This is a genomic window from Bacillus sp. 03113, from assembly GCF_006546985.1.
Taxonomy (GTDB): domain Bacteria; phylum Bacillota; class Bacilli; order Bacillales; family Cytobacillaceae; genus VATK01.
In genome coordinates this window covers 128,336-143,390 of record NZ_VATK01000005.1, presented here as the reverse complement: position 1 = coordinate 143,390, position 15,055 = coordinate 128,336, and the positions used below count along the sequence as shown (strand labels likewise).

The 15,055-nt window shown below is 38.7% G+C and carries 12 protein-coding genes, 2 pseudogenes and 1 riboswitch; of the genes and pseudogenes, 3 read left to right on the top strand and 11 right to left on the bottom strand.

The annotated features are described in order from the left end of the window. Nucleotides 1–411 precede the first annotated feature (411 nt). The 4 genes and pseudogenes from FDO66_RS06075 to FDO66_RS06060 all read right to left on the bottom strand — a co-directional run. Nucleotides 412–2,148: pseudogene (locus FDO66_RS06075) on the bottom strand (vitamin B12-dependent ribonucleotide reductase); the annotation flags it as partial. A 297-nt stretch (nucleotides 2,149–2,445) separates the two neighbouring features. Further along, on the bottom strand, nucleotides 2,446–3,234 hold the full coding sequence (locus FDO66_RS06070; protein ID WP_220095151.1) for an HNH endonuclease signature motif containing protein: 789 nt from the start codon (nucleotides 3,232–3,234) through the stop codon (nucleotides 2,446–2,448). A 411-nt stretch (nucleotides 3,235–3,645) separates the two neighbouring features. Further along, nucleotides 3,646–4,434 (bottom strand): annotated as a pseudogene (locus FDO66_RS06065) (ribonucleotide reductase N-terminal alpha domain-containing protein); the annotation flags it as partial. Nucleotides 4,435–4,756: 322 nt separating this feature from the next. Then, complete coding sequence (locus FDO66_RS06060) at nucleotides 4,757–5,593, bottom strand: lipoate--protein ligase family protein (RefSeq protein ID WP_141431653.1); 837 nt, start codon at nucleotides 5,591–5,593, stop codon at nucleotides 4,757–4,759. A 213-nt stretch (nucleotides 5,594–5,806) separates the two neighbouring features. On the opposite strand from FDO66_RS06060, the gene FDO66_RS06055 reads away from it, so the two are divergent. Further along, nucleotides 5,807–6,190, top strand: coding sequence for a rhodanese-like domain-containing protein (locus FDO66_RS06055; RefSeq protein WP_141431651.1), 384 nt, complete (start codon nucleotides 5,807–5,809; stop codon nucleotides 6,188–6,190). A gap of 799 nt (nucleotides 6,191–6,989) precedes the next feature. On the opposite strand, the gene FDO66_RS06050 is transcribed toward FDO66_RS06055, so the two are convergent. From FDO66_RS06050 to FDO66_RS06030, 6 genes are all read right to left on the bottom strand, one after another. Next, nucleotides 6,990–7,388: a peptide-methionine (S)-S-oxide reductase gene (locus tag FDO66_RS06050; protein WP_141431649.1), complete on the bottom strand. Its 399-nt coding sequence runs from the start codon at nucleotides 7,386–7,388 to the stop codon at nucleotides 6,990–6,992. Nucleotides 7,389–7,477: 89 nt separating this feature from the next. Beyond that, nucleotides 7,478–7,593, bottom strand: a riboswitch (SAM riboswitch). Between the two features lie 311 nt (nucleotides 7,594–7,904). After that, nucleotides 7,905–8,078 carry a stage II sporulation protein P gene (locus tag FDO66_RS06045; RefSeq protein WP_141431647.1) on the bottom strand — a complete coding sequence of 58 codons (174 nt, stop codon included), beginning with the start codon at nucleotides 8,076–8,078 and terminating at the stop codon, nucleotides 7,905–7,907. Nucleotides 8,079–8,110: 32 nt separating this feature from the next. After that, complete coding sequence (locus FDO66_RS21100) at nucleotides 8,111–8,353, bottom strand: HNH endonuclease (RefSeq protein WP_258535619.1); 243 nt, start codon at nucleotides 8,351–8,353, stop codon at nucleotides 8,111–8,113. Between the two features lie 74 nt (nucleotides 8,354–8,427). After that, nucleotides 8,428–8,784, bottom strand: a complete 357-nt coding sequence (locus FDO66_RS21095; protein WP_220095150.1) for a helix-turn-helix domain-containing protein — start codon at nucleotides 8,782–8,784, stop codon at nucleotides 8,428–8,430. Nucleotides 8,785–9,030: 246 nt separating this feature from the next. Continuing rightward, nucleotides 9,031–10,521 (bottom strand): DHA2 family efflux MFS transporter permease subunit, encoded by a 1,491-nt coding sequence (locus FDO66_RS06035; RefSeq protein WP_258535618.1) that lies wholly within the window; start codon nucleotides 10,519–10,521, stop codon nucleotides 9,031–9,033. Further along, nucleotides 10,494–11,417: an SDR family NAD(P)-dependent oxidoreductase gene (locus tag FDO66_RS06030; protein ID WP_141431645.1), complete on the bottom strand. Its 924-nt coding sequence runs from the start codon at nucleotides 11,415–11,417 to the stop codon at nucleotides 10,494–10,496. Before FDO66_RS06030 ends, FDO66_RS06035 begins: the two co-directional genes overlap by 28 nt. Before the next feature lie 149 nt (nucleotides 11,418–11,566). On the opposite strand from FDO66_RS06030, the gene FDO66_RS06025 reads away from it, so the two are divergent. Then, nucleotides 11,567–12,043 carry a MarR family winged helix-turn-helix transcriptional regulator gene (locus tag FDO66_RS06025; RefSeq protein ID WP_141431643.1) on the top strand — a complete coding sequence of 159 codons (477 nt, stop codon included), beginning with the start codon at nucleotides 11,567–11,569 and terminating at the stop codon, nucleotides 12,041–12,043. Between the two features lie 725 nt (nucleotides 12,044–12,768). Here FDO66_RS06025 and FDO66_RS06020 read toward each other — a convergent pair. Next, nucleotides 12,769–13,347, bottom strand: coding sequence for a TetR/AcrR family transcriptional regulator (locus FDO66_RS06020; protein WP_141431640.1), 579 nt, complete (start codon nucleotides 13,345–13,347; stop codon nucleotides 12,769–12,771). A gap of 210 nt (nucleotides 13,348–13,557) precedes the next feature. Here FDO66_RS06020 and FDO66_RS06015 point away from each other — a divergent pair, with 210 nt between their 5' ends. Beyond that, a complete protein-coding gene (locus FDO66_RS06015) occupies nucleotides 13,558–14,790 on the top strand; it encodes an MFS transporter (RefSeq protein WP_141431638.1) in 1,233 nt (410 codons plus the stop codon). Nucleotides 14,791–15,055: the final 265 nt, after the last annotated feature.

The following is a 15,055-nucleotide window of genomic DNA, read 5'->3' as shown; positions in this document are numbered from 1 at the left end:
TGCTCCTTTTATTCGAGAAATCGGTTTCTCATATAACCAAAGATCAAGAAACCGGTTTCTTAAATGAGTTTAGTTTGCAACTGTTTTTTCACTACGCATAACTTGTTTTCAATAATATAATCAATAAAAAAAGATATCTACTCTTATGTTAGAATATCTTACAAATTTTTTATTTAATTATGATTTTTCCAATTTTTCTTTCAGCGTATTTTCCTTTAAAAGATCAAAATTTGTTCAGTGTATAAGTTATTTTTTTTAATACTTCATTTAATTGCATAATCATCTCTTCTAGCATTTATCTGAAAAAACTCCGTGCTAAAATTAACTAATGCAAGTTTAGATATGTTAAATATTGAAAATCATAAAAAAAGAGGATAGAAAATTTATTTCCATCCCTCTTTTTTGTCTGTCTTAAAGACCACATTTCAACTGTGCATTGCAATTTGTACAAGTATTGCAGCCGCCCGTTTCAATTACTTTTCCTTTTCGGCAGACAGGACAAGTATTTCCAACCTCTGAACCAATTGTTACATCGGTTGAACGAAGATCACTGATTGTATCAATTAATACCACATGCTGCTTTTCATGTACGTGTTCAGTTGGTTCTTCGAAGCTATTTTCTTCTGCTTTTAACGTTAATACTTGAGTATCACGTGATCCATCTACATAAACGGTTCCACCTTTGGCACCGCCGCGGTATAAACGTTCGTACACTTTTTCAACCTGTTCCACACTATATCCTTTTGGTGCATTAACTGTTTTACTAATAGAACTGTCAATCCATCTTTGAATCACACATTGGACATCAGCATGTGCCTCCGCAGGAAGTTCCATTGCTGTGACAAACCAATGTGGCAGATGATCCGAATCTGCTTCAGGATGCTGATCTAAATATTCTTGAACAATATCTGCTTTCACTTCAATGAATTTTCCTAAACGTCCACTTCTATAATATGAGAATGAGAAGTATGGTTCTAGCCCCGTTGACACGCCAACCATTGTACCTGTAGATCCTGTAGGCGCAACTGTTAATAAGTGCGAGTTTCGAATTCCGTTTTCGACGATAGCCTGTCTTACGTCCTCAGGCATTTTTTTCATATAGCCTGTTTGAATAAAGGCTTGGCGCAGTCGGTTAGTTTCTTCATTTGACTTTCCAGTTAGAAATGGAAAGCTTCCTTTTTCCTTGGCCAATTCAACTGAAGTACGGTAAGCAGTTGTCGCAATCGTTTCAAAAATTTGATCAATCAGTTGATTGCCTTCTTCTGAACCATACTCTGTTTCACAATAAATAAGTAGATCATGAAGTCCCATAACACCTAAACCGACACGGCGTTCGCCAAGTGCCTGCTTTTTATTTTCCTCAAGGAAATATGGTGTTGCATCAATGACGTTATCCTGCATCCTTACGCCCACTTCAACCGTTTGTTTTAGCTTTTCAAAATTAACCGTTTTGCTTTCTTTATCTGCCATTTCAGCCAAATTAACCGCTGCTAGATTACAAACGCTAAATGGCGCGAGCGGCTGCTCTCCACACGGATTTGTGGCAACAACCTTTTGACCATAGCTTTTCGCATTTGTCATGTCATTAGCATTATCGATAAAGAAAATACCTGGCTCTGCAGAATAAGTAGCGCATATATTAATTAAATTCCATAGATCTTTCGCTTTCATTTTTCTGTAAACACGTACTTTATTGCCAAGCTTTTCCCACTCGCGAACATCGCCAATCTTATGCCATTCTTCATTATAATGCTTCATTTCTTCTTGGCTATAGCTTTCAACATCAGGGAAGCGCAGCTCGTATTCTTTATCCTTATCAACGGCATCCATAAATTCTTTTGTTAAACAAATAGAAATATTGGCACCAGTTAAAAATTCTGAGTTATGAACTGAAAAATTACCTCCAGCAGCTAATTTTTCTTCAGCCTCTTTAAAAATATTCTCGCTAAATCCACCTAACCCAGGAATGTTTTTGTAATTAATAATTCCTTGGTACATGGCCTTTTCTTGCTCTGTAAGCGGTGTGAACTTTAATTTTTCCTGTGCATATTTTTGAATCGTTTTGTCATTTGTATTTTCAATTAAAAAGCGCAAAATGCGTGGATTTTGCATTTTAGAAATAATAAATTCAATAATATCAGGATGCCACGTTTACTACCGTCCTTTTCAGGATACTTTAACTCTGTTTAAAACAGACGGACTAGACTATATCTTCACCCTCAGCCAGAACTGTTAGGGGTTGGGCACTTCGGGAATTAATCCCTACTCTACTTTTTTGCAAAAAGCAAATTTTCGATAGTCGTTGAACCTTCACCTAAAAAGGTGCTTGGCTGCGAATTGTCCAATTCAATCAATTTTTAAGCATTCACGCTCACCGTTTCCAGTCACGTTGTAGCTTGATTGACTCTAAGGAGTTCCTCGCAATTCACCCAATTTTCTTGTTATTCATTTCTGAACAACGCGGACTAACATTTCAATAAATTGAGATTCTTTTCCGTAAGTTTTTTCATGACATTTCCTACAAAGAGTTATTCCATTAGTGATTTCAAATTGCTTATCAGGAAACTGATTCTTAGGATATATATGGTGAGCAGCAATGTCTCTTGAATTTGAATTACAGCCGGGCATTTTACATCGATAACCATCACGTCTATAAACTGACTTTCTCCACTCTTTATACTGTGCTGAATCAGTTATGTTCACTGTTTCCACTCTATGTTTCACTAAATAATTGTGAAAACAAGCAACATTACAGAAGTGTCGATTACTTATGAAAAACTTTGACTGTACTACTTCAAGACTTTTATTACAGTAACTACAAGTACTTATTACTCTTTTTTTATTTCTTGTACTTTTGATTTTTTTTATAGACTCTTCAGTATGTTTCTTTCCTCGTCTTGGAGCTCCTTTATCAATCTCTTTATGCCCCCGTAAGGGCCACCCAAAATAAAGGATTCTATCACGAATGACTGTATAACTTACCCTACACTCATCCGCAATTACTGTATAGCCTTTTTGCTTTACCATATATTCTTCATATAACCAATCACGATTATCGTAAGGTTTTTTTCCTAACATCAGTTCTGTTTTTCTTATTCCCAATCTTCTAAGGTATGATTTAACTGTTGTTTTTGGAATCCCAATTATTTCAGCAATTTGAGATGCACTATATTGATTTTTCAAATATAAATTTTCTAATAACTCTTTGGTGATGTTCACTAAATCACCTACCAAAATTCAATTCTGTTTGTTTTTAATCCGCTAACATAATCATTTGTGCGCCCCGCTTATTGTTACTCACTCAACTTAAGTGGGCTAGGTCATTTCTGCCTAGCTCTCATGCTTTCACATGAGTTCAGACTATATCATCAAAGAAAATATATTTCTTTGTCTCGCGCCCCATTGCCTCGTTACCGAAAGGCGAAGGTTTACTCCTTCCTTATCCTCATGTATGATTTAGGAAGTTTCAATAGTCGTTGAACGTTCTTCTTCGTTTCCAAAGAAGCTTCGCTGCTGATTGCCCATTGTTTTATCCTTCTAATTTTTAAGCTTTCACATTTACCATTACTGGTTCCGTTGTAGCTTAGAAGGCTTTAGGGGGTTCCAGCAATTCACGAGATTTTAATCCCGCCGATGGGCTGTTTAACGGGATCCACCCTGTTCAACCAGGTGAGTCAGTTTTGCAATATCATCCAGCCATGAAACTGAACCAGAGGATTTGCCATTTACCCCTTTTGCAAGCGTGTTGCGAGGTCTTAAAGTAGATCCGTTTGTTCCGACTCCACCACCGCGACTCATGATCTCCATCACTTGCTTACGATGTTCAGAAATACCCTCTCTTGAATCCTGCACAAAAGGCATCACGTAACAATTAAAATAGGTTACGTCTGTTTCAGCACCCGCTCCATAAAGCACTCGTCCTGCGGGAATGAAGTTTAGTTGTACCAATTCTTGATAAAACTTTTCAAACCATTCTTTTTTCTTTTCGTCTGTTTTTTCTACAGAGGCTAATCCTGCAGCATTACGTTTCGCAATTTGCTCATAAAAAAGCTCGAGTGGTTTCTCAATCACATCTAAGGATTTGGTAATAATACCTGTTTTAGCCTCTTCTTCATGATCAAGTACGCCTCGAAACTCTTCTTCCACTAGAACTTTTGCTAATTTACGTTCCCAATCGATCTCGAGTATATAGCCTAGCCCTCTTGCTGGAAATTTTGGATCTTCTTTGATAGTGAGAACAACAAAGTCACCCGCTGTTAATGTAATTTTTTCAGTATCCTTGAACGTGTATCGATCAAGCATAACTAACCGGGAAACCCCTTTATGTGTAATTTTCATATCAGGAGTAATCGGATGAACTTGGGGAAATAAACTTATATCCTTGTTTAAACGTTCTACATCAATGTTCATTTTTTGTCCTAGTGTAACTGACATATATACATCTCCTTTAAATCTACAAGTAGCTCTACTTTATAAATCCTACTATTTGTTAAACCTTGTTGTTTTAGTAAAGTAATATTAAAGTAACATAACACGAGATCAAAATCAACATATTGTGCTTGCTTTACACAAATACATACTATATATTGATATTGATGCAAATAATGATAATTTTGTCAAACGTAAAAAACACAATATGCATAAGATAAATCGAGGTTTTTATATGAAAAATCCATTTTTTCATCAATTTCTGCCTATTTTCGCCCTTGCTTTTTTCGTCAAATGCATAAAAAACAGCGACTTGATAAAGTCGCCGTTATCTTTTATAATTCCATTCCTCTTTTTCGTATCTTTCCTTTGCCAGATGATGAATAAACTCTAGCTCCTGCTCAGAAAATTGATATGGTTCAAGTTCAATGTTTAAGCCTTCTTCAAAGCCTTTTTTAAACGCTGCTTTTGCCATTTCAATCGTCACTTTTTCAGCACTAATATCATTAATAGCTACAGCCTTCTTTTTAAAAGCTTTTTGCATTCTCTCCTTTACCCTTTCATTAGGGTAATTAAATAGACTAAAAAGCTTATCTTCTTCTATATCTAAAAGAATTGAACCATGCTGAAGGATGACGCCTTTTTGTCTAGTTTGGGCACTTCCCGCTACTTTTCTACCTTCTACAACAAGCTCATACCAGCTCGGAGCATCAAAGCAAACAGCCGAATGTGGGTTTTTTAATGCTTCTTTCTCTTCATCCGTTTTAGGAACAGCAAAATAAGCTTCTAAATCTAAATTTTGAAAGCCTCTTAATAATCCTTCAGAAATCACTCGGTAAGCTTCAGTAACCGTTTTTGGCATATTCGGATGATCTTCTGGCACAATCACACTGTAGGTTAACTCATGCTCGTGAAGAACGGCTCTTCCCCCAGTCGGTCTGCGAACGAAGCCAAGCTGATGTTGATTTACAGCATCCAGATTAATTTCCTTTTGAACTCTCTGAAAGTACCCGACAGACAAGGTAGCAGGGTTCCACCCATAAAATCGAATGATAGGCGGTATTTTCCCTTCACTATTCCATTCAAGAAGTGCTTCATCTACCGCCATATTAAAGGAAGGAGATCCGTAGCCTGTATCTAGAAATTTCCATACTTCTTTTTCCATATGTAACCCTCATTTTTATTGATGATAGTAATAGAATTTCAGCCTTTAGTCTATCAAAAATGACTTCAAAAACAAAGCATCTAATCTTAACCCTTTCCTATTCTTAAATAAAAAGAGGAAACGTATCTATATTCTTTTTCAATTTTCTTTACCCACCTCAGAAAGACTTATATAATATAAGTTGGCTTAACGAAGTTGAAGGGAGTAAGAACATTGGATAACTTATATTTTATACTAGTTATTACAGGGGCCGTTATCGTATATACTCTTGTAAGATGGCTGACACAAAGAAGAATACTTAAAACGCTAACAGAAGAGCAATTTCGTGAAGGTTATCGGAAGGCACAGCTTATTGATGTCCGTGAACCAAACGAATTTGATGCAGGGCATATATTAGGAGCAAGAAACATTCCTCTTACTCAAATGAAGATGCGTTTGCAAGAAATCCGTCCAGATAAGCCAGTTTATTTATATTGCCAATCTGGCATGAGAAGCAGCCGTGCAGCACAGCTTTTGTACCGTAAAGGCATTAAAGACCTTTACCACCTACAAGGCGGCTTTAAAAAATGGTCTGGAAAAATTAAAACAAAAAAATAATGCTCACAAAGAAATCCCTCTGAAACTAATTCAGGGGGTTTGCTATTTCTAATCTAGTGATTACACTAATTAAAAGACAAAAATGTTAAGTTTCTAAAAATTCTAATTTTAGGCGACTCTCATTTTTTCATTCATGTATTGCCAATTTCTTATGCTTAATTAGTTCAATACAAAATTCTAGTTCCGATTTTCTACTGTGTTAACCTTATTCAGGCTTTCCTTCTTAATTATTTCTAACTCAATTACATTAAAAATATTTTAAAAAACTTCCTTTATATTCTTTTTAGAATCTTTATTGTCCTTTAAGCTAAATTCCCAAGAAACATCATTTTGAAGTTGCTGGGAACTCCTTTCAGCGCTGGAAAGTTACCGTAGATATCATAGAGCGTAGCAATTTTCATTTTTATATACCCCATTGTGCATTAATATTATTAAACGAATATTTTTTTAGATAGTTACATAATTCAAAAATGCAGATCTATATTCTTGATTTACATTTTTTGATTAAGGTACTTGTTTTACTTAGCAAAAACATAATTAAATAACTTTATTGTTAAGCAACAAAAACTGCCATCTAGATTGTTTCCAATTATTTCAAATTCATAACATTTCTGCAATTCTTTATTAAACAATCATGACCCAATACAGAAATAAAGAGCACAATTCTTACTGCAGAATTGCACCCTATCGTTTAAGTTACTCGTCTAAAAATTCGTTAATATACTCTATCAATTCTTCCTTAATTTCATCAAAAGATTCATCAAGTAATTCACCGATGTTGAAGAAACTATTTTACTTATTACACTGTTCTCAAGTTATAATGTGAAACTTTTATTATTTCTTCTAGACCATTAATATGTTCACATGCTGGTGTAATTTTTGTAATAATTTTATCTTTAAAAATATGTTTTAGCTCGCTTTTCTTTTGTTTAGCTAATGTTAATTGATTTTTATCAGAGAAGAAAATCAATGATTGATTTTTAAATGGCTGACATTCTCTAGATGTTGGGTCATGTAAGTCAAAAAACAATTCTAATAATTCATTATAGGATACTTTCCAGGGGTTAAACCATATTTCTACTATATCTAGATTTGTCCTTCTTAGATGTCCTATTCGAACATTTTCAATACCACGAAAACCTGTAATAAAAGCTTTTTGACTAAAAAACTCGCTTGCACCAAACACTGCTCTTTCCATTTAATTTCGCTCCTCCTGAGCGATAAGCTTCTTTCCATTCAAAAAACCTCTCTTTGTTTAAAGAGAGGTTCGTATTTTTACATACATTCCTCTCATCTTTCAAAGGTTAACACCTTTGCAGGAATTAGCACCGTTCAAGACAATATTTTGACTTGATGGTTGCCGGGTTTCATAGGGCCTGTCCCTCCACCACTCTGGATAAGAAGTTATCGCTATTTATTTTTGTTTAAGTACTTTATTGTTATTGATACTATCATTCAGTTTTCTAAAATTCAAGTAATATTATGAAAATAAATAAATTAAATTTACATATCATTCTCTTTCAACGATTCTTACTCCACAATTTTGGACCTAAACATAAAAGAGCGCAATCCTTTACTACGGAAATACACCCGAAATAAGTGGAAGTATCAACAAGAACTATTTAGGAAATATTTTTAGAAAAAAAGGCATGATAAAAAGCAATGCACTAAAAAAACGTTGTTTTGTTAAGTTCTTGCACTTTTGTTAATTTATTCATTCCTCATCCTTAAGGATGTCTTTAATAATCTCTGCAAGGACATTTACCGTTCTATATTCCTCCTGCAATGTGTTTTCAACTCCACCAATTTCCAGCATCACGGAGTTATCTAAAAGGTCTTGGTTATAGGTATTTTGTCCATTAATGGTCAATAGCAGTATATTTTGCAATCGAAAAAATCCAAGTCTTTAAGTTACCAGTATTAATATTTTTCAATCGTTTCTTGTTGGGTGCTATGAACTAGTTTATGGGCTTTATAACGTAACCATACAAGGTTTTTATATTCATCCGTCCCACCTTGACTTTTGGGTTTTATATGATGACATTCCATATTCCCTATTTCCAGTTTATTTCCTGTAACATAACATTTTCCTTGTTGACCTGCAATAAGAGATATTTTGTTATCATTGAATTCAACTGATTGGTTTTCGAAGTTATTTTTCAATAAATATTCTATTAAGTAGTTAAATCCGCCTAATTTTTTGTGAATAAGTAATCTTCCATTAACTGTGTAGTTGTTTAAGTCTTGACTAAATACATGGGTGGTTTGGTTTTACACCCATAGATAGGAAATAGAGTGATGTTTTGGATGGCCGTCGAATCTACTTCTTTTAACCACGAAGTGGTTTTCTTAAACTCAGTGCTATCTTTCATCGAAGCATTAGCACTAAATCTTGTCCCTTTCCATTCATTTGAAAGAAGTTGTCCATTTTGGAACATTTCTTCTGTGATCCACCACAAGAGATCTTTTTCTTTTTGTTTAGCTAATGCCAAATTAAATGAAAACCGACAACAACCTATCGTTTTATTCATTTGAGTCGCTTGTTCAGTTGTAGGATATAGGCGAAATTTAAACCCTTTATGATAAGTCTCCAATGTATACCCCTCTTCCGAACATTCGTTTCTATTATTATATAATTTTGAAAATAAAAAAGACAAGAGGAATACTCTTATCTGCCAATATTTTCAGATACTTGAAGCACCATAAACCTTCGGTCTTTACGGTACTCCGTATCTGATCTCACTTTCATCCCACCCCTAAAGGGGGGGTTAACGTACCGCAGTGGGCTTTCCCGTTCGAAAAATCTGTAAATTCACTTTATTTCCGCATATTTTTGCAATTTAGGCATTCTTGCTGGTTCCAACCTGTATCAAATCACCGCGCAGAGTGACTTCAGGCTGCTTTGTTTTCTTAATGAAGATAGACATCACCAGCCCGATTGCTCCAAAAATAATAACGGCTAAATATGCATCGTTCATCCCTTCTATAGAGGCCTTCTGCAACAATTGCGACTGATCGCTAACCACTCCTTCGGCAATCATCCTAACCGCATGAAACTGTGTACGGTTGGTCAGGATAGTGACAAGAAGCGCTGTGCCGATGGCTCCCGACACTTGCTTGACCGTATTGGAAATGGCGGTGCCGTGAGCATGTAACGCAGCCGGAAGTTGGTTGAGACCCGCGGTTGTAATCGGCATCATGAACATTGCCATTCCTATTCGTCTGCCAGTGGACATTAGCAGAAGATAAATATAGCTTGTGGAGTCCGTTAACGAAGTAAAGCCGATGGTTGTCACAATCGTAATGGCGATGCCGATAAGTGAAAGCCATCTTGCTCCAAACCTGTCGAACAGTCTACCCGCAATGGGCATAACCAAGCCCATAATCAAGGCGCCCGGCAGCATCAAAATTCCGGCATCGAATGCCGTGTAGTGCCTCATATTCTGCAAATAGATCGGAAGCAGCATCATATCCGCATACATGACCACCGTCACAACAACATTAATAAGGGTGGTCAGCGTAAACATGCTGTATCGGAATGCTTTCAATTCCAGCAAGGGGGTTCTGCTTTTAAGCTGGATTATTGAAAATAGAAGCAATGAGATCACGCCAACGAGCAAGGTTACAATAACTTCGATCGTTGCCCAGCCGATTGCTCCTGCTCTGCTGAATCCGTATAATAAAGTGCCGAATCCAACAGTGGACAATATCATGCCGGCAATATCCAGCTTGGGATAGGCTCGCTCCGTTACATTTTTCAAGTAAAATAAGGCCAGAAGGATAACTAGCGCTGCAAGCGGAATAATGACATAGAACAGGGAGCGCCAAACGTAATGGTCCAGCATATACCCGGCATAGGCTGGACCGATTGCAGGGGCAAAGATAATGGCTACTCCAATGAGCCCCATTGCGCCTCCACGCTTCTCCGGAGGATAGATGGCAAGCACAACATTCATCAACAATGGGATAATGATGCCTGCTCCCGCGGCCTGCAAAAGACGCCCGATGAGCAGCAGTTCAAAGCCAGGAGCTACTCCAGATACAACAGATCCGGCAAGAAACGCAAGCATAGCTGAAAGGAATAATTCCCGTGTCGTAAAACGCTGCATAAGATAGGCTGTTATAGGAATAAAAACTCCATTTACCAGCATGTACCCTGTTGTCAGCCATTGAGCCGTTGTGGCCTCGATGTTAAAATTTGTTATTAATTCTGGAATAGCCACACTCATAATAGTCTGATTCAAAACTGCTATGAAAGCGCCCAATATCATGATGAACAACAGAGGTCCTTTTTTAATCGTGTTCATTTTCTGTTCCTTGCCCATATCCATCTATCCTCTCCGCTTATGCCTTTTAAATTCAGCACCCCTTTTTGTTCCAAAAGATCTGTGGTTGCCCTCCATAGCTTGTTCTGCATTTCGGTATCCCCGCCTGGGTGCACAGGTTGAATGGAATCCCCGGTGCCAACGTTAAAATATCCTCCCGTCACCTTTTGGTACTTCGGGTCCACAACCAGCTGGGTGATGATTTCAGCTCCTTTGCACGGATCGCCAATATGGAGTAATTTTAAGAGACGTTCAAGGAAGGGCGCGAACCAAAGCTCACGTCCAAGTCCTGTAACATTGAACCCAGGGTTCAATGCATTTACACTGATTCCGGTTCCGGTTAACCGGCGGCCTAGTTCAGCTGTGAACATAATATTGAAGAGCTTGGTTTTTCCGTAGATTGCAGATGAGCCTCTGGATGTAAATGGAGTGGTATCGGTTAAATCTTCGGGTAACTTTAAAATCCCGTGGCTGCGTGCAGCTTCAGAAGCAACATTTACAATTCTGGCTGTTCCCGCGTTTCTTAAGGATTGGTCCAGTACTTGCGACAATAACCACGGTGCCAAGTAATTCACCGCAATCATTTCAGGAAATCCCTCAGATGTGATCCGCTGTTCAAAAGCATGGAGTCCCGCATTGTTCACAAGCACATCGATCTTGGGAAAAGCAGCTGAAATTTCCTGGCCGATTCGTTTCACATCCTTCATCAGGGACAAGTCCCCGTAGACGAAATCAACTTTTGCGGAAGGGGAGCTAATCTTGATCAGAGTTCGTGTTGCTTCAGCCCGCTCCTTGCTTCTGGCCGTCATGACAAGGTGAGCGCCGATCTTAGCCAAATTCATGGCGACAATTTGCCCCAGCCCGCTTGTTGCTCCAGTGATGACAACGATGGGTTTTGTCATAATAAGCCTCCTCTGTGTGGTATACTTTTTTTATTGATAAATGTCAGCCACAACGATATCGTTGACATATATCAACTATATGGATTTGATTGATATATGTCAACTATTAAAACAGTTTTATTCTTTTCGGCAAAGGATGGGGTACTATAATGAAATACGATCCACACCATGATCAATACCAAAAAGAGGCAAGAGAGCAACTGGAACTTAAGCTTGGCGAACAGCTAAATGCGCTTATGAGCGCCTCGCATGCGCTAAATGTCAAGGCTGCAGTACGATTCGATCCCGCCATACAGCCTGCAGCCTTCCATATTATTCGTCGGCTCTATTCCTACGGCCCAACTAGCGCTGCCGCTTTAGCAGAATTCACAGCCATGGATCGCAGTTCTGTCAGCCGCCTTGTCAAACAGCTAGAACTCTCGGGTTATGTGAGTAGAGAGACCTCTCCCGATGATGGACGGGGGTTCCTTCTTTCCCTAACAGAGATCGGTCAACAAAAGATGATTAACGCCCTTAAAGAGAAAGAGGCCATATTTTATGGACGAATTTCCAACTGGAGCAATGATCAGCTTGAAGCTTTCATTATTATGCTCAGAAAATTTAATGGATTTGATCAACCTCTGTAAAAAACTTATACAAGTATCAAATTGCAAACAAGATTGCATGCCCCTCCCGGTGAGGAGGATCGATTGAGTTACGATTAAGAAGAGCATTGGGACTGCTTGAGTAAAGAGTTAAGTAAAGCCTGGACGAGATATTGGAGAGGTTCAAGAGGGGTGCTTGGGAAATCGATTGGGAAAAGAAAAACCGAGGAAAAACGGGCTGAATCCCGGTTCTCACTCGACTCTTAGCAGTCCGATTTTTTTCGATAATTTCTTTCTTATTTTAACATCCAAATGGGGCTTCCCCAAAAGCCTATTTTTGATTTTTCAGCCCCATTCGGTTATGGTTTTGTGCCATAAAAAGAACCTTTATTTCCACTTAATGGGTGGATTTGAAGGTTCTTTTGCTTAATAAATGGGACTTTCTTACTGTTCCATCCTCCATAAACTCAGCCTCCCAATGTTGCCTTGGAACTGCAATTTCAATCATAATAGTTTTATTTCTTACTTTATTTAGCTTATAAAATATATTACTTTCTTCCAATTTATTAATGAAATTAATTAATTCCTGAATTATTGCAACAACGAAGTTTACTTGATGATTTTTGGAGAAGTGAAACCAACTAATCTGGAAGATCGCATCGCGGCCGGCGGGAGCACGGCATCGAGTCTACCCTAGCGATCTGCTTCCTTGAATTCGCCTCGTCAGTAAAGCAAAGGGACACTCTTCGTAAGATTAGGGTATCTATTCAATCAGATTTAATTCCTGTAAATGAATATTTTACTAATTTTTCAACATAAACATCATCTAAATTTTCACCTATCACTAGCAATCTATAGAAAATTGGCCCGTAAATAAGGTCAATGCTTAAATCGAGATCGAGATTTTCCCTCAATTCCCCGCGCTGAACCCCCCGTTCCATAAGATGCCTAGCCTCAAGCCGGCGAGGATGGAAGTATCTGGTCCGGTATGCCTCCGCCAGCCCTGAATCAAATTGCCCTTCACCAATCAGCTCCTTAATACTTTTACCCTCCCGACTGGTCAAAAACCGAGCTAAATTAGTGGCATGGATGAGTATGTCATTAAATACTGAACCCGTGTCGGGCACCGGCAGTCTTGCCGCAGCAGCAGATAGAAAACCATCCATAACAACGGCTGCTTTGTTGGGCCACCATTTATAAATGGTAGCTTTACTAACCCCGGCCCGCTCAGCAATTTTCTCTACAGTGACCGTTCCAAATCCATTTTCCAACAACAAATCATATGAAGCAGAAAGAATAGACTTTTGTGTTTCAACATTACGTGGACGTCCTCTTTTGGCATTCACACGAATCCTCCCCTTTACAATTAAAACTATACGTTCATTATACTAAATATTAAATAAAAAGAAAAAATAGGGATTTACAAAACCAAACGTTCAGTATATTATTTAAGTATGAATTACTAAACTATACGTTCATTATTTAATTTGCGATGAGAGTACTAAACAGTTTTAGCCCTGCCGCACACACAAAAAATGAACATGGGGAGGATTACAATGCAAACGAATCAAGTAATCGAAGGTAAACACATTTCAAGCTGGATTATGTTTCTGTTAGCGTCCGCATGCGGTCTTATCGTTGCCAATCTTTATTATGCACAAACCCTGGTAGGACCTATTAGTGCCTCTACGGGTCTTTCTTCCGCAGCAGCAGGATTAATAGTCACCTTAACACAAATTGGTTATGTTGCAGGGCTGCTGTTTATCGTACCGCTTAGTGACATAATTGAAAATCGACGCCTTGTGGCAGTATCACTAATTGTTGTAGTAGGTGCATTGCTTGCGGCAACATTTGCCCCCAATGCTCCATTTTTCCTGACTGCGTCCTTGTTTATTGGACTGGGATCTGTGGTAACCCAAATACTCGTTCCTTATGCCGCCCATTTATCCTCTGAAGAGCAGCGAGGCCGCGTAGTCGGAAACGTGATGAGCGGACTCTTACTCGGCATTATGTTTGCCAGGCCGGTGGCAAGCTTTATAACCAGCATTTGGGGATGGCAAGCAGTATTTGCTTTGTCGGCGATTGTTATCGCTCTATTGATGGTTCTGTTGTCACGTATTCTCCCTGAGCGTAGACCTTCACCTACGTTGAACTACGGTAAATTAATTGTCTCTTTAGGCGCCCTCTTAAAACAAACGCCTATATTGCGCCGCAGGGCCATTTATCAAGCTTGTTTATTTGGGGCATTTAGCCTGTTTTGGACTGTGGTTCCTTTACGATTAGCGGATGATTTCGGAATGTCCCAACAAGGCATCGCATTGTTTGCGTTGGCAGGTGTGGGGGGCGCGATAGCAGCGCCGATAGCTGGAAGACTTGCGGATAAAGGCTGGACCGGATTTTTGACCGGACTGGCAATGATTATTGCCACCTTGTCTTTTTTGCTGGCATATCTTTTTCAAGGCAATTCAACAACGGCTCTAGCACTGCTCATTCTTGCCGCTATTATGCTGGATGCGGCCGTATCGGGAAATCTTGTCCTTGGACAGCGTGCCATTTATTCATTGGGGAGTGAAGCAAGAGGCCGACTAAACGGGCTTTTCATGTCTATATTCTTCATTGGCGGAGCAATTGGCTCATCTTTGGGCGGCTGGTCTTATGCCCATGGCGGCTGGAGTTTCACATCTCTAATTGGAGTTGTTATGCCGATTCTAGCCTTACTATACTTTCTTACTGAAAAAAGAACCTTAGCAAAGGACGTTGAAACCCTTGCAGATGGTTCAGGGCAGTGAAACTCCCCAAAGCGGGAGAGCGCATTACAGGCAGCGATGAGGTAAGGGGTTCGATCCCCTTGGCTCTGTAAACAAAACACCGACTATAGCAGGTCGGTGTTTTTCGTTTTTGGAGCTAGAGTGAATGAACCAGCATCGGAGGGACTTCATTGTGGACAAGCACAGTGTTGAAATCTACCGCCGCGATAATATTTTCTGGTAGTATAAACCGACCACACCATTCCTATAAGTTTTGCTGCTTCGTAATTGCAGTGTGTACTGTTTT